The organism is Pseudomonas sp. FEN, from assembly GCF_904067045.1.
GTDB lineage: Bacteria > Pseudomonadota > Gammaproteobacteria > Pseudomonadales > Pseudomonadaceae > Aquipseudomonas.
The window spans coordinates 170,834-186,505 of record NZ_CAJFDC010000033.1; the positions used below are offsets into that span (position 1 = coordinate 170,834).

Here is a 15,672-nt window from a genome sequence, read left to right on the forward strand (position 1 = left end):
AGAAAAGAACCCCGCCTCGGCGGGGTTCTTTGTTGATGTCGTGTGCAGAACTCATATGCGCCACCGACCGCTCCTACGGGTCGATGGCGTGCTCGGGGCCAGGGGACTTCAGGAGCATTTTGAACTCCTCCAAAGGCAACGGCCGACTGTGCAGGTAACCCTGGTACAGGTGGCAACCCAGTCCCTCGAGGAACATCAGTTGCTCCGGCGACTCCACCCCCTCGGCGATCACCGTCAGCCCCAGGCTGCGGGCCATGGCGACAATGGCGCGGATGATTTCCGCATCGTTGGGGTCGTGGGTCGCATCGCGGACGAAGGATTGGTCGATTTTCAAGGCATCCACCGGCAGGCGCTTGAGGTAGGTCAGCGACGAATAGCCGGTGCCGAAATCGTCCATGGCGAAACTGACCCCGAGCTTGTTCAGGCGCCGCATCTTGTTGATGGTGTCCTCCAGGTTCTGGATCACAATGCCTTCGGTGATTTCCAGTTTCAGCATCGAGGACGGGACGTTGTGCTGAATCAGTGTGCGCTCCACCCGCTCGACGAAGTCGATCTGGCGGAACTGCCGCGGGCTGATATTCACGCACAGGCTGAAGGCGTGGCTGATCAGGCCGTCGCGCAGCAGTTTGCCAAAGGCCTCGCAGGCATGGTCGAGGATCCAGGTGCCGACCTCAAGGATCAGTCCGCTGTCTTCCAGGACCTTGATGAACTCGTTCGGCGATTGCGCGCCGAGTTCCGGATGGTGCCAGCGCACCAGGGCTTCGGCACCGATGATGCTGTTGTCGCGGGCATCCACCTGGGGCTGGAAATGCACGCTGAATTCACCCCGGGACAGCGCCTGGCGCAGGTCATTTTCCATGCGCAGGCGCTCGCTGGCGGCCTTTTGCATGGTGCTGTGGAACAGTTGGGTGATGTTGCGCCCTGAGTCCTTGGCTCGATACAGCGCGATATCGGCGCGTTTGAGCAGGTCGGCGGGGGTCGTGCCGTGGTCGGGAATCAGCGCCACGCCGATGCTGGGCGTCACTTGTAGACGCTGGCCGTCGAGGAACATGGGTTCGGCCAGCAGCTCGCGAATGGTGTCCGCCAGTTCGCGGACTTTGTGCGTGACCTCGCTGCGTGAGCCCTCCAGGCCGCTGAGCAGCACCACGAACTCGTCGCCGCCCAGGCGTGCCACGGTGTCCTCGGTGCGCACGCTGGCCTCCAGACGAGCCGTCACCACCTTGAGCACGGTGTCGCCCACCGGGTGGCCGAGGGAGTCATTGATGTGCTTGAAGTGGTCCAGGTCGAGGAACAGCAAGGCGCCGCGCAAGTTGTGGCGCTTGAGCAGGGCGATTTGCTGGCTCAGACGGTCCATCAGCAGGGCGCGGTTGGGCAGGTTGGTCAGCGGGTCGTGATAGGCCAGGTGACGGATCTGCGCCTGGGCGTTCTTCAGCAGGCTGATGTCCCGGGCGGTGAGCAGCAGGCAGGCGGTTTCATTGAGAATGATCGGCTCGACCGACACTTCGACGGTGAGCACATCGCCGCGTTTGTTGCGCCCAAGCATGTCGCGGTGCGGGACGCGGCCCTTTTCCTTCAATTCCGCCAGCAGTGCGTTGCGCTGTGTGTGGTCGGCCCAGACGCCGATTTCAAAGATCGTGCGACCGATGACTTCGCCGCTGGTGTAGCCGGTCAACCGGCAGAAACCGTCATTGACCTCCAGATAGCGGCCGCTTTCGAGCTCGGTGATGGTAATGGCGTCGGGACTGGAGTGGAACGCCTTGGCGAATTTCTCCTCGCTGGCCTTGAGCGCTGCCTCGGCGCGCTGTTGCTGGGTGATGTCGCGCAAGGTGGTGACGATGCAGGGCTGCTCCTCGACCACGATCTGCCGGCTGTTGATCACGCAGGTCAGGGCATGGCCGCGCTTGTGGTGCACGATCACCGCCACATTGTTCAGGGCCTGGTCACGGATGACCTGTTGAATCCGTTGCAAGCGTTTGGTCGAATCGTCCCACAGGCCGATCTGCTCGGCGCTGCGATTGCGCACTTCGTCGATGCTCCAGCCGAACACCTGGGTGAAGGCCGGGTTGATTTCAATGAGCTGCCCGGTTTCTTGGCGTGTCACGCAGATGGGATCGGGACTGGCCTGGAACAGGCTGGCGAATTTCTCTTCCGAGGCGATCAGGCGCTGTTCGCGTTCCACCTGATCGCTGATGTCCAGCAGGGTGCCGGCCATGCGCAAGGGATTGCCTTGCTCGTCGCGGTAGAGGCGGGCGCGGCTTTCCAGGTAGCGCGAGGTGCCGTTTTCCAGCTGGACCCGGTAGGTCAACTGATAGTTGCCTTCCGGGCCTTCGCGCAGGCTGCGGTAGGCGTGGCGCATGTTTTCGCGCTCGGAAGGCGGGACACCGTCGAAAAAAGCATCGAAGGACTCATGGAATGGCTGCGGCTCCAGGCCATGCAACTGCGCGGCCCGTGCCGAACCGTAGAGCATGCCGCTGGGGATGTGCCAGTCCCAGGTACCCAGTTGCGCCGAGTCCAGGGCCAGGTCAAGACGCTCCTGGCTGTCCTTGAGGGCCAACTCGGCATTTTTGCGCTCGGTGGTGTCGAGAAAGGTGCTCAGCAGATAGGCCTGGCCTTCCAGCTCGACCCGCTGGGCGCTGAGGATGCCAGCGTGGATCTGTCCGTTGCTGGCTCGCAGCCGCACCTCCTGGGTGACCGACTCCCCCCTGGGTCCCAGCGCGTCGATCAGGCGCCTGCGCTCCTCTGGCTCTACCCAGAGGTCCAGTTCCAGGGTGGTGCGCCCGATGGCCTGGAGGACCGGCCAACCGAACAGACTTTCGAAGCACTGGTTGGCCTCGCTGATCAGGCCATCCTCCTCGCGGGTCAGCAGGACCATGTTGGGGGACAGGTGAAACAGGGTGGCGAAGCGTTTTTCCGAACTGCTGAGGGCGTGTTCGCGCTGGCGCTGGTGGGTGATTTCACGGATGACGCCGATCATCCGTGGCTTGCCATTTTTGTCTGGCAACAGGCTGCCATTGATTTTCAGCCAGTGCAGGCTGCCGTCGGGCCAGCGGATGCGGTGATGCATGGCCTGTTCGACGGGTTCGCCGTTCAGTACCGCGTGAAAGGCCCGCAAGGTGCGCGCGCGGTCTTCAATCGGCAGCAGGTCCAGGTAATCGATGTCCTTGGGCAGTGGCTGGTGGGGATCGAAGCCGAACAGCGCCTGGGTGCCACGGGACCAGCTGACCTGGCCACTTTCAATATCCCAGCACCAGGCCCCGAGGCGCGCGCCATTGAGGGCGGCAAGCAGTTGCGAGGCGCTTTCCCAGCTCTGTTCCGACTCGTGGGGGTCGAGTGCGTGAATGCGTGGCAGGGGTGGAATACGACTGGCGTGCTTGGGCATTTACAGCAGTCCTTGGGATGAAAGGATCGTTTTGCCGCAAAAAGCTGGTTGGAATAAAGCAGGCTTGGTTTATGCCGTCAATCTCGCTGTATCGCTCTGTGCATCCAGTAAAGCCATGAAAGCCCGCGCGGCATTCGACAGTGTCCGTTCGGTATGTAGGATATAGCCTAGCTGGCGAGTCAGTTGTATGCCCGGCAAAGGAATGCGCGCCACTTGGTCATCGAGCATCGTGCGTGGCAGGACGCTCCAGGCCAGGCCAATGGAGACCATCATCTTGATGGTTTCCAGGTAGTTGGTGCTCATGGCGATGTTCGGTGCCAGGCCCTGGGCTTCGAACAGGCGCTGGACGATATGGTGGGTAAAGGTATTGCCGCCGGGGAACACCGCCGGGTGATGGGCGATGTCCTTGAGGCTGACCGGACCGTGGTTGACCAGCGGATGTTCAGGGGCGACGACGAAATCCAGCGGGTCGTCCCAGACCGGCACGGCGCGCACCAGTCCATGGGGCTCCGGTGCCAGGGTGATCACCGCCAGCTCGGCGCGCCCGTGGAGGATTTCCTCGTAGGCGACTTCCGAATCGAGGAACTGGATATCCAGCGCCACCTGCGGATAGCGCCGGGTAAAGGCGCGCAACAGCGGCGGCAGGCGATGCAGGCCGATGTGATGGCTGGTGGCCAGGGTCAGTCGGCCACTCACTTCGCCGGTGAGGTTGGTCAGCGCCCGGCGGGTGTCGTCCAGCACGTTGAGAATCTGGTAGGCGCGCGGCAGCAGGGCCCGACCGGCCTCGGTCAGGCCGATTTCGCGGCCCAGGCGATCGAACAGGCGGACATTGAGTTGCTGCTCAAGACCGGCGATGCGTTTGCTGATCGCCGGCTGTGTCAGGTGCAGGCGCTCCCCGGCGCCGGAAAAACTACCGGTCTCGGCGATGGCGATAAAGGCATTGAGGTTGGCCAGGTCCATGTTCTGTATTCCAGATGGTTATCCAAAGCATAAAAAATATGAATTTGAGTTATTCACTCTAACCCCATAGCATCGACCTCACAAGCCAAAGGGTTATTGAGAACAGTCGTCAATAAACCGGGGCATAGAAACAAGTTGATGAGGAAACGTCTGATGGCCGGCAAAACGCTTTACGACAAGCTCTGGGATTCTCATGAAGTGAAACGGCGCGACGACGGTTCGTCGCTGATTTATATCGACCGTCATATCATCCATGAAGTGACTTCGCCCCAGGCTTTCGAAGGCCTGCGCCTGGCCGGGCGCAAACCCTGGCGTGTCGATTCGATCATCGCCACCCCGGATCACAACGTACCGACCACCCCGGAGCGCAAGGGCGGGATCGAGGCGATTGTCGACCAGGTGTCGCGTTTGCAGGTGCAGACCCTCGACGATTACTGCGATGAATATGGCATTACCGAATTCAAGATGAATGATGTGCGTCAAGGTATCGTCCATGTGATCGGCCCGGAGCAGGGCGCGACCTTGCCGGGCATGACCGTGGTCTGCGGCGACTCCCATACCTCGACCCATGGCGCCTTCGGTGCCCTGGCCCACGGTATCGGTACCTCCGAGGTCGAGCACGTGTTCGCCACCCAATGCCTGGTGGCCAAGAAGATGAAGAACATGCTGGTACGGGTCGAGGGCCAATTGCCGTTTGGCGTGACCGCCAAGGACATCGTCCTGGCCGTGATCGGCAAGATCGGTACCGCTGGCGGCAACGGCCATGCCATCGAGTTCGCCGGTAGCGCGATTCGCGACCTGTCGGTCGAAGGCCGCATGACCATCTGCAACATGTCGATCGAAGCCGGTGCCCGCGTGGGCCTGGTGGCAGCCGATGAAAAGACCGTGGCCTATGTCAAGGGCCGTCCTTTCGCGCCGAAAGGCGCGGAGTGGGACCTGGCCGTCGAAGCCTGGAAAGACCTGGTGTCCGATGCCGACGCGGTGTTCGACACCGTGGTCGAGCTGGATGCCGCGCAGATCAAGCCGCAGGTCAGCTGGGGCACTTCGCCGGAAATGGTCCTGGCGGTTGACCAGAACGTGCCGGACCCGGCCCGCGAGACCGACCTGGTCAAGCGTGGCTCCATCGAGCGCGCCTTGAAGTACATGGGCCTGACCGCCAACCAGGCGATCACCGACATCCAGTTGGACCGCGTCTTTATCGGTTCCTGCACCAACTCGCGGATCGAGGATCTGCGCGCTGCGGCGGTGATCGCCAAGGGGCGCAAGGTCGCCTCGACCATCAAGCAGGCGATTGTCGTGCCGGGTTCGGGCCTGGTGAAGGCCCAGGCCGAAGCCGAGGGCCTGGATAAAATCTTCCTCGAAGCCGGTTTCGAATGGCGCGAGCCGGGTTGCTCGATGTGCCTGGCGATGAACCCGGATCGCCTGGAGAGCGGCGAGCACTGCGCCTCGACGTCCAACCGTAACTTCGAAGGACGCCAGGGTGCCGGTGGTCGTACGCACCTGGTGAGCCCGGCCATGGCCGCCGCCGCCGCCGTGAGCGGTCGTTTTGTCGACGTTCGTGAATTGATCTGAGGAGCGCAGCATGAAAGCCTTTACCCAGCACACCGGTCTTGTCGCGCCTCTGGATCGTGCCAACGTCGACACCGACCAGATCATTCCCAAGCAGTTCCTGAAGTCGATCAAGCGCACCGGCTTCGGTCCCAACCTGTTCGACGAGTGGCGCTACCTGGATGTCGGCTATGCCTACCAGGACAACTCCAAGCGGCCGTTGAACAAGGATTTCGTGTTGAACGCCGAGCGCTACCAGGGGGCCAGCGTGTTGCTCGCCCGGGAGAACTTCGGTTGCGGCTCGAGTCGCGAGCACGCGCCGTGGGCCCTGGAGGAGTACGGTTTCCGCAGCATTATCGCGCCGAGCTACGCCGATATCTTCTTCAACAACAGCTTCAAGAACGGCCTGTTGCCGATCATCCTCAGCGACAGCGAAGTCGATGAGCTGTTCCAGCAGGTCGAGGCGACGCCGGGTTACCAGTTGACGGTCGATCTGCAAGCCCAGACCGTGACCCGTCCCGATGGCAAGGTCTACCACTTCGAGGTCGATGCGTTCCGCAAGCACTGCCTGCTCAACGGCCTGGACGATATCGGCCTGACCTTGCAGGATGGCGAGGCGATTGCGGCGTTCGAAGCCAAGCACCGGGCCAGCCAGCCGTGGTTGTTTCGCGACGCTTGATTTGAGGTAGGCAGGGCTGGCCTCTTCACGGCGATGCGGCGCCCCGACAAGCTCCGCTCCCACAGTGCTCGAGTCGTTACGACACAAAACCTGTGGCAGCGGAGCTTGCCCGCGAAGACGACCGAATCGGCGATACAGAACTCTCGGTAAAAGGAAAACCCCATGACCGGCAACGCCCACACCGCAGTTGTTCAAAAACAATTCGGCGAACAAGCCAGCGCTTACCTGAGCAGCGCCGTGCACGCCCAGGGCGCCGAATTCGCCGTGCTCCAGGCCGAACTGGCCGGACGCTCCGATGCCCGGGTCCTGGACCTGGGTTGTGGTGCCGGTCACGTCAGCTTCAATGTTGCCCCGCTGGTCAGGAAAGTGGCCGCCTACGACCTCTCGCAGCAGATGCTCGACGTGGTCGCCGCCGCCGCTACCGAGCGCGGCCTGAACAATATCACCACGGTGTGCGGCGCGGCCGAGAACCTGCCGTTCGCCGATGCCGAGTTCGATTTCGTCTTCAGCCGCTACTCGGCGCATCATTGGAGCGATCTGGGCCAGGCCTTGCGGGAAGTGCGGCGGGTACTCAAGCCCGGTGGCGTGGCGGCGTTCATCGACGTCATGTCCCCCGGCAGTCCGCTGTTCGACACCTACCTGCAAAGTGTCGAAGTGCTGCGCGATACCAGCCATGTCCGTGACTATTCGGCGGGCGAGTGGCTGCGCCAGGTCAGCGAGGCCGGGCTGCATGTGCGCAGTACCCAGCGTCAGCGCCTGCGCCTGGAGTTCGGCTCCTGGGTCGAGCGCATGCGTACCCCGCAGCCGCTGCGGGTGGCCATTCGCGATTTGCAGCAGGCGATGGGCGCGGAAGTGCGAGAATATTTCGAGATTGAGGCCGATGGTTCGTTCAGTACCGATGTACTGGTGCTGTGGGCCGAGCGATAGACTTTTTCCGGCATGCCCGCGACCACCGGCACGCCGACAGATGACATGAGGAAAGCATGAGCAAGCAGATTCTGATTCTCCCAGGTGACGGTATCGGTCCGGAAATCATGGCCGAAGCGGTCAAGGTGCTGGAACTGGCCAACGCCAGGTACGGCCTCGGTTTCGAGCTGAGCCACGACGTGATCGGTGGCGCCGCCATCGACAAGCACGGCGTGCCCCTGGCCGACGAGACCCTGGACCGCGCCCGCGCCGCCGATGCCGTGTTGCTGGGCGCCGTCGGCGGGCCGAAGTGGGACAAGATCGAGCGGGATATCCGCCCTGAGCGCGGCCTGCTGAAGATTCGCGCGCAACTGGGCCTGTTCGGCAACCTGCGTCCGGCGATTCTCTACCCGCAACTGGCCGACGCTTCCAGCCTGAAGCCGGAAATCGTCTCGGGTCTGGATATCCTGATCGTCCGCGAACTGACCGGCGGTATCTACTTCGGCGCGCCACGCGGCACCCGCGAGCTGGATAACGGCGAGCGCCAGTCCTACGACACCCTGCCGTACAGCGAAAGCGAGATCCGCCGCATTGCCCGGGTCGGCTTCGACATGGCGCGGGTACGCGGCAAGAAGCTTTGCTCGGTGGACAAGGCCAACGTCCTGGCCTCCAGCCAACTGTGGCGCGAAGTGGTGGAACAGGTTGCCCTGGATTACCCGGACATCGAACTGAGCCACATGTACGTCGACAACGCCGCCATGCAACTGGTACGCGCGCCCAAGCAATTCGACGTGATTGTCACCGACAACATGTTCGGCGATATTCTGTCCGACGAAGCGTCGATGCTCACCGGCTCCATCGGCATGTTGCCGTCGGCGTCCCTGGATGCCCACAACAAGGGCATGTACGAGCCATGCCACGGCTCCGCGCCGGACATCGCCGGGCAGGGCATCGCCAACCCGCTGGCGACCATCCTGTCGGTGTCGATGATGCTGCGCTACAGCTTCAACCTGCACGAAGCGGCGCAGGCGATCGAGACCGCGGTCAGCCGCGTGCTGGACCAGGGCTTGCGCACCGGCGACATCTGGTCGGCCGGTTGCACTAAAGTCGGTACGCAGGAAATGGGCGACGCAGTAGTCGCCGCGCTGCGGAATCTGTAATCTCTCGGGCCCACCGCCTCCTTCATCCCCGGAAGCGGTGACCCACTTTTGTAAAAGGTGTAGTTGCGATGAAACGTGTAGGTCTGATCGGTTGGCGCGGTATGGTCGGTTCCGTGCTCATGCAGCGGATGCTGGAAGAGCAGGACTTCGACCTGATTGAGCCGGTGTTCTTCACCACCTCCAATGTCGGTGGCCAAGGTCCGTCCGTGGGCAAGGATATTGCTCCGCTGAAGGATGCCTACAGCATTGAAGAGCTCAAGACCCTCGACGTGATCCTGACCTGCCAGGGCGGCGACTACACCAGCGAGGTTTTTCCCAAGCTGCGCGAAGCCGGCTGGCAGGGTTACTGGATCGACGCGGCGTCGAGCCTGCGCATGCAGGACGATGCGGTGATTGTCCTCGATCCGGTGAACCGCAAGGTCATCGACCAGCAACTGGACGCCGGCACCAAGAACTACATCGGCGGCAACTGCACCGTCAGCCTGATGCTGATGGGCCTGGGCGGCCTGTTCGAGGCCGGCCTGGTGGAATGGATGAGCGCCATGACCTACCAGGCGGCGTCTGGCGCCGGCGCGCAGAACATGCGTGAACTGATCAAGCAGATGGGGGCGACCCACGCCGCGGTCGCCGATGAGCTGGCCAACCCGGCCAGCGCCATCCTCGACATCGACCGCAAGGTGGCCGAGGCCATGCGCAGCGATGCCTACCCGACCGAGAACTTCGGGGTGCCGCTGGCCGGCAGCCTGATCCCATGGATCGACAAGGAACTGCCGAACGGCCAGAGCCGCGAAGAGTGGAAGGCCCAGGCCGAGACCAACAAGATTCTCGGTCGCTTCAAGAGCCCGATCCCGGTGGACGGTATCTGCGTGCGCATCGGCGCCATGCGTTGCCACAGCCAGGCGCTGACCATCAAGCTGAACAAGGACGTGCCGATCGCCGATATCGAAGGGCTGATCAGCCAGCACAACCCCTGGGTCAAGCTGGTGCCGAATCAACGTGAGATCAGTATGCAGGAACTGAGTCCGACCAAGGTCACCGGCACGCTGAATGTCCCGGTGGGCCGTCTGCGCAAGCTGAACATGGGGTCGCAGTTCCTGGGCGCCTTCACCGTGGGCGACCAGTTGCTCTGGGGCGCGGCCGAGCCGCTGCGGCGCATGCTGCGTATCCTGCTCGAGCGTTGATCCGCTGATGCGTTGAAAAACCCGCGTCTCGTCAGAATCGCGGGTTTTTTATTGGCGGGTCTCGGTTGGCGCAACCCCTTGTGGCGAGTGGGCTTGCCCGCGCTGGGGCGCGAAGCGCCCCTGAAATCAGCAACTTCATTGTGTCAGGCGGAACGCAATCACAGGTTTTAGGGTTGCTTCGCGCCCCAGCGCGGGCAAGCCCACTCGCCACAAGGGGTGACCTGCGGGCATTCAATTGCCTGACCGTTCAGTCACGGGTAAAGTGCCGCTCCCCCCGTTTCTACTGAGGTCATCCCATGAGCCAGTCCTTTGATATTGCCGTGATCGGCGCCACCGGCACCGTCGGCGAGACCCTGGTGCAGATCCTCGAAGAGCGTGATTTCCCGGTAGCCAACCTGCACCTGCTGGCCAGCAGCGAGTCGGCCGGGCACTCGGTGCCGTTCCGGGGCAAGAACGTGCGGGTGCGCGAAGTCGACGAATTCGACTTCGGCAAAGTCCAGCTGGTGTTCTTTGCCGCTGGCCCTGCGGTGACCGTCAGCTTTGCCCCTCGGGCCACGGCGGCGGGTTGCACGGTGATCGACTTGTCTGGCGCCTTGCCCGCGCCCCAGGTCGTGCCGGAGGCCAATCCCCAGGTGTTGGCAACCCTGGGCAAACCAGCGCAGGTCAGCAGTCCGAGCGCCGCCGCCACGGCGTTGGCGGTGGTTCTGGCGCCGCTCAGGGGCCTGGATATCCAGCGGGTCAATCTGACCGCTTGCCTGGCGGTATCGAGCCAGGGCCGCGAGGCGGTGACTGAATTGGCCCGACAAACGGCGGAGTTATTGAATGTCCGTCCGCTGGAACCGCGTTTTTTCGATCGGCAGATGGCCTTCAATCTGCTGGCCCAGGTCGGTAAGGCGGACGCTCAAGGGCATGTTTCACTGGAAAAACGCCTGGTCAGTGAGCTTCGCGAGCTGCTTGCGGCACCTTTGTTAAAAATTTCAGTGACTTGCATTCAAGCCCCGGTGTTTTTCGGCGATAGCTATAGTGTCTCTTTGCAAACTGCTGCCGCGGTTGATCTGGCCGCCGTCAACGCTACGCTGGAAACAGCGCCGGGAGTCGAGCTGGTGGAAGCCGGCGACTACCCGACGGCGGTGGGTGACGCCGTGGGTCAGGATGTGGTTTATGTCGGACGGGTACGCGGTGGTGTGGACGATCCGTGCGAACTGAATCTGTGGCTGACAGTCGATAATGTACGCAAGGGGGCGGCATTGAACGCTGTGCAACTGGCAGAGCTGTTGATAAAAGACCTGCTGTAAAAGATACTTGGCGGCAATTTGCAGAATGATTCTAGCCTGACGCTATGCTCAGGCTGGTTGCTGGAGGTGAACCTGTCCTCGGGCATTTGCAAGGGCGTCGGCTGAAACCGCGCGCTGCGGCGATGTTTTCAAGGGCGCGCACACTGCCGCAAGGCAGGCGACACCACCTTCTCGCTAGCCGAGGAATGCACAAACAAAGGAAGAGGCTATGGTTCAAGTTCGCAAACTGGTGTTAGCAATAGCGGCCGCTTCGGCGCTGTCTTCCGGTATGGCACACGCGCTTGGGCTGGGGGAAGTGACCCTCAAGTCAACTCTGAACCAGCCGTTGCTGGCGGAAATCGAATTGCAGGATGTCAGCGGCCTGAGCGCCTCGGACATCGTCCCGAGCCTGGCTTCACCCCAGGCCTTCGCTGACGCCGGGGTCAGTCGCCAGGATTTCCTCAGCGACCTGACCTTCACGCCGGTGATCAACCCCAGCGGGCGCAGCGTGGTGCGTGTCACCTCGAGCAAGCCGTTGTCCGAAGCTTATGTGCGCTTCCTGGTACAGGTGCAGTGGCCGAACGGCCGACTGATGCGCGACTACAGCGTGCTGCTCGATCCCTCGAAATACACCCCGGCGGCCGCTGCCGCCGCCAAGCCTGCCGCCGCTGCCGCGACTGCTCCCGCCGCGCCTGTCGCGGCGCTGACCGCGCCGACCAAGGCCAAGCAATACACCACCAGCCCCAACGATACCCTGTGGGACATCGCCTTGAAGGAGCGTAATGGCGCTTCCGTACAGCAGACCATGCTGGCGATCCAGGCATTGAACCCGGGGGCGTTCCTTGATGGCAACATCAACCGCCTGAAGACCGGCCAGGTGTTGCGTTTGCCCGACCGCGTGGAAAGCCGCGCATTGGCGCAGCCCAAGGCCATCGCCGAAGTGGCGGCGCAGAATGCCGCCTGGCGTTCGGGGCGGCGCTCGGTGCATGGCGGCAAGCAACAGATCGATGCCACTCGGCACAAGGGGACCGAAGGCGCGCCGGCCACGGTCGCCGGCAAGGACAACCTGAGCCTGGTGTCCGCCGAATCCGGCAAGAAACGCGGCAAGGGCGCCGTCGGTGACAGCAAGGCGTTGAACAACAAGCTGGCAGTGACCCAGGAAAGCCTGGACACCACCCGGCGTGACAATGCCGAGCTGAAAAGCCGGATGGAAGACCTGCAAAGCCAGTTGGACAAGTTGCAGCGCCTGATTCAGTTGAAGAACGACCAGTTGGCCAAGTTGCAGGCCGAAGGCTCGAACGCCACGCCGGCGGCCGGGCAGCCGGCCAATGCCATGTCCGCGCAGTTGGCGGCGAAACCGGAAGTCGCGCCAGCCCCTGTTGCTCCGGTGGCGGAGGTGGTCAAACCGGCGGCGGTTGAAACACCGATCCAGCCGGATACCAGCGTGCCGCAGGAGCGCAAGCTCGACGACCTGCTGTCCAGCCCGATTCTGATGGGCTTGCTGGCCGGTTCCGTGGTGCTGGTGTTCCTCCTGCTCCTGCTGCTCCTGGCGCGTCGCCGCAAGGCCAAGCAGGAAGCGGAAAAGCACCAGCGCATGGCTCGGGCGTTGTCGGAGGAAAGCGGCTTTTCGGAAGAGCTTGATCTGCCTGAAAGCAGTTTCGAGGGCCTGGAGGTCCCTCCGCCCAGCGTAAAGCTGGCACCCGCTCCGGCCCCGGTCCCGGCCGCTGAGCGTCCTGTCGATGTTCTGGACCAGGCTAACCTGCATATCCAGCGTGGTCACCTGAACCAGGCGGCCGGTGTGCTGGAAGAGGCGGTGAAGTTCGAGCCGCAGCGTACCGACCTGCGCCTGAAGCTGATGGAGGTCTACGGCCAGCAGGGCGATCGCGATGCGTTCATCGCCCAGGAGCTGCAATTGCCGGCCGGCCAGCATCAGGCCGAGGTCGAGCAGCTCAAAAGCCGCTTTCCGTCGATGATCGCCGTTGCCGCGGTGGCGGGACTGGGGGCGGCGGCCGTGGCGGCCGAACTGAGTGAGGATTACGTCAAGGAGTTGTTGGCCGACGAACCGCCGGCTCCAGCTCCAGCGCCTGCCCCGGTTGCGCCGCAGGCGCCCGCGGCGGCGGATGATCTCTTCGATAACGATTTCGATCTGAGCCTGGATGATCTCGAGGCGGCCTCGCCGACGCTGGTTGCGCCGGCCGCGGTGGATCTGGATGACTTGCAGCTGGATGACGACCTGAGTTTCGAGTCGGTCCTGGAGCAGCAAAAACCGGCGAAACCGGCCCTGGACGACCTGGCGGATTTCGACCTGGACCTGGGTGGGGAGGCGCCGCTGTCCACTTCGGCGGACGAGGACTTCCTGCTGAGCCTGACCGAAGACCTGAAGGATTCCGACGCCGAGGTGCCGACCCTGGCGGCTGGCGGCCTGGATGATCTGGATGACCTGGATCTGCCGGCGGATTTCGACCTGTCCCTGGCGGACGATCTGGCGGCGCCTACCGGGCCCAATGCGTTCACCGACGAGCTGGATGATGTCAACGCCGAGCTGGATCGTCTGTCCCAAAGCCTGGAGCAACCGCCGCTCGCGACGCCGAGCCTGGCGGCCGACGCGTTGCCCGAAGACGAGTCGTTCGACTTCCTGTCGGGGACCGATGAGGCGGCCACCAAGCTTGACCTGGCTCAGGCCTATATGGACATGGACGATAGCGATGGGGCGCGGGATATTCTCGCCGAGGTGCTGAACGAAGGCAGCGAGGCGCAGAAGAACGAAGCGCGGGAAATGCTCAAGCGTCTGGCCTGATCGATGTTTCAACGACAACGGCAGCCCGAGGGCTGCCGTTGTCGTTCATGGGGCTCGCGTATTCATGCATTGGCACGGCAAACCACACAATATCCGTCCGTGGGCGAACTAAAAGTCCCGCGCGCATGGCGTCTGTGGCGGCTGGCCTTATAATGCCCGCCTTTGCGCAAACCAGCAGGCTGTGAGTTCTTGGCAAATATAGATAACCCGGCCGCCGAAATGGCGGCCGACGGCTTTTTCCGGATCGCCCTCGGCGTTGAGTACAAGGGTTCCCGCTATCGCGGCTGGCAGCGTCAGGCATCCGGTGTGCCGACGGTGCAACAGACCCTGGAAGAGGCACTGTCGAAAGTGGCGGATTCGCCGGTTTCCCTGATGTGCGCTGGACGCACCGATGCCGGCGTGCATGCCTGTGGCCAGGTGGTGCACTTCGATACCCGCGCCGAGCGCTCGCTGAAGGCCTGGGTCATGGGCGCCAATATCAACCTGCCCCATGACGTCAGCGTCAGTTGGGCGCAGGTGATGCCGGCGCATTTCCATGCGCGCTTCAAGGCCATCGCCCGGCGTTACCGCTACGTGATCTACAACGACCAGATCCGCCCGGCCCACCTCAACGAAGAAATCACCTGGAACCATCGCCCGCTGGACGTGGAGCGCATGGCCGAGGCCGCCGGTCATCTGATCGGCACCCATGACTTCAGCGCTTTCCGTGCCGGCCAGTGCCAGGCCAAGTCGCCGATCAAGCAAGTGCATCACCTGCGGGTCAGCCGCCACGGCAAGATGATCGTCATCGATATCCGTGCCGGGGCCTTCCTGCATCACATGGTGCGCAATATCGCCGGGGTGCTGATGACCATCGGTGCCGGCGAACGACCGGTGGAGTGGGCCAGGGAAGTCCTGGAGAGTCGGATCCGCCGTACCGGCGGCGTCACCGCGCATCCGTTCGGCCTGTATCTGGTGCAGGTGGAGTACCGCGACGAGTTCGCGCTGCCGGAACGCTACATCGGGCCGCATTTTCTCACGGGTTTCTCGGAACTTGACGGCTGACGCCCGGAAAAGCATTTGCTACCATCCGGGACTTTCTCGGAAAAACACTTGGGGTTTTTTACGACATGTCTGCCGTTCGCAGCAAAATTTGCGGGATTACCCGCATTGAAGATGCGTTGGCCGCCGTCGAAGCCGGGGCCGATGCCATTGGCTTTGTGTTCTATGCCAAAAGCCCGCGGGCGGTGACGTTCCAGCAGGCGCGGACGATTATCGCCGCCTTGCCGCCGTTCGTGACCACCGTTGGCCTGTTCGTCAATGCCAGTCGCTGCGAGCTGGGGGAAATTCTCGATGCGGTGCCGCTGGACCTGTTGCAGTTCCATGGCGATGAAACCCGCGAGCAATGCGAGGGGTACCACCGTCCATACATCAAGGCGTTGCGGGTCAAGGCCGGTGACGATATCGCCGCGGCCTGCAAGGCTTACCCGAGTGCCAGTGGCATCCTCCTCGATACCTATGTGGAAGGTGTCCCCGGGGGAACCGGCGCCATGTTTGACTGGTCTCTGGTACCGCGGGGCCTGAGCAAGCCGATCATCCTGGCCGGCGGCCTGACCGCCGACAACGTGGCCGAGGCCATTGCCCGGGTCAAGCCCTATGCCGTGGATGTCAGTGGCGGGGTGGAGCAGGCCAAGGGCATCAAGGATCGTACAAAGATCGAGGCGTTCATGCGGGCCGTACGCGGCTGCCGAGCGCCAATGTGACGGCTGGCAGCCTGCCGCCGTCCATGCATACCGCCGCAGAAAACAG

At 62.9% G+C, this 15,672-nt stretch carries 11 protein-coding genes; 9 read left to right on the forward strand and 2 right to left on the reverse strand.

Going from position 1 to position 15,672, the window contains the following annotated elements; translation table 11 throughout:
* Positions 1 to 73: 73 nt before the first annotated feature.
* Both PFEN_RS23325 and PFEN_RS23330 read right to left on the reverse strand, forming a co-directional pair.
* Positions 74 to 3,379: an EAL domain-containing protein gene (locus tag PFEN_RS23325; RefSeq protein WP_191489019.1), complete on the reverse strand. Its 3,306-nt coding sequence runs from the start codon at positions 3,377 to 3,379 to the stop codon at positions 74 to 76.
* Positions 3,380 to 3,448: 69 nt separating this feature from the next.
* The gene (locus PFEN_RS23330; protein ID WP_191489020.1) at positions 3,449 to 4,339 is read right to left on the reverse strand and encodes a LysR family transcriptional regulator; all 891 of its coding nucleotides are present in this window, start codon (positions 4,337 to 4,339) and stop codon (positions 3,449 to 3,451) included.
* 153 nt (positions 4,340 to 4,492) lie between these two features.
* Between PFEN_RS23330 and leuC the strand changes: the two genes are divergently transcribed.
* The 9 genes from leuC to PFEN_RS23375 all read left to right on the forward strand — a co-directional run bounded on the left by leuC (position 4,493) and on the right by PFEN_RS23375 (position 15,626).
* Entirely contained in the window at positions 4,493 to 5,911 is a 1,419-nt protein-coding gene (gene leuC, locus PFEN_RS23335) for a 3-isopropylmalate dehydratase large subunit (RefSeq protein WP_191489021.1), read from the forward strand.
* Between the two features lie 10 nt (positions 5,912 to 5,921).
* Entirely contained in the window at positions 5,922 to 6,566 is a 645-nt protein-coding gene (gene leuD / locus PFEN_RS23340) for a 3-isopropylmalate dehydratase small subunit (RefSeq protein WP_191489022.1), read from the forward strand.
* A gap of 162 nt (positions 6,567 to 6,728) precedes the next feature.
* Positions 6,729 to 7,493, forward strand: a complete 765-nt coding sequence (locus PFEN_RS23345; RefSeq protein ID WP_191489023.1) for a class I SAM-dependent methyltransferase — start codon at positions 6,729 to 6,731, stop codon at positions 7,491 to 7,493.
* A gap of 56 nt (positions 7,494 to 7,549) precedes the next feature.
* The gene (leuB, locus tag PFEN_RS23350) at positions 7,550 to 8,632 is read left to right on the forward strand and encodes a 3-isopropylmalate dehydrogenase (RefSeq protein ID WP_191489024.1); all 1,083 of its coding nucleotides are present in this window, start codon (positions 7,550 to 7,552) and stop codon (positions 8,630 to 8,632) included.
* 68 nt (positions 8,633 to 8,700) lie between these two features.
* Positions 8,701 to 9,813: an aspartate-semialdehyde dehydrogenase gene (gene asd / locus PFEN_RS23355; RefSeq protein WP_191489025.1), complete on the forward strand. Its 1,113-nt coding sequence runs from the start codon at positions 8,701 to 8,703 to the stop codon at positions 9,811 to 9,813.
* 296 nt (positions 9,814 to 10,109) lie between these two features.
* Positions 10,110 to 11,108 (forward strand): aspartate-semialdehyde dehydrogenase, encoded by a 999-nt coding sequence (locus tag PFEN_RS23360; RefSeq protein WP_191489026.1) that lies wholly within the window; start codon positions 10,110 to 10,112, stop codon positions 11,106 to 11,108.
* A 208-nt stretch (positions 11,109 to 11,316) separates the two neighbouring features.
* Positions 11,317 to 13,884 carry a FimV family protein gene (locus PFEN_RS23365; protein ID WP_191489027.1) on the forward strand — a complete coding sequence of 856 codons (2,568 nt, stop codon included), beginning with the start codon at positions 11,317 to 11,319 and terminating at the stop codon, positions 13,882 to 13,884.
* A gap of 219 nt (positions 13,885 to 14,103) precedes the next feature.
* Entirely contained in the window at positions 14,104 to 14,928 is an 825-nt protein-coding gene (gene truA, locus PFEN_RS23370) for a tRNA pseudouridine(38-40) synthase TruA (RefSeq protein WP_191489068.1), read from the forward strand.
* 65 nt (positions 14,929 to 14,993) lie between these two features.
* Positions 14,994 to 15,626: a phosphoribosylanthranilate isomerase gene (locus PFEN_RS23375; RefSeq protein WP_191489028.1), complete on the forward strand. Its 633-nt coding sequence runs from the start codon at positions 14,994 to 14,996 to the stop codon at positions 15,624 to 15,626.
* The last annotated feature ends 46 nt before the right edge of the window (positions 15,627 to 15,672 follow it).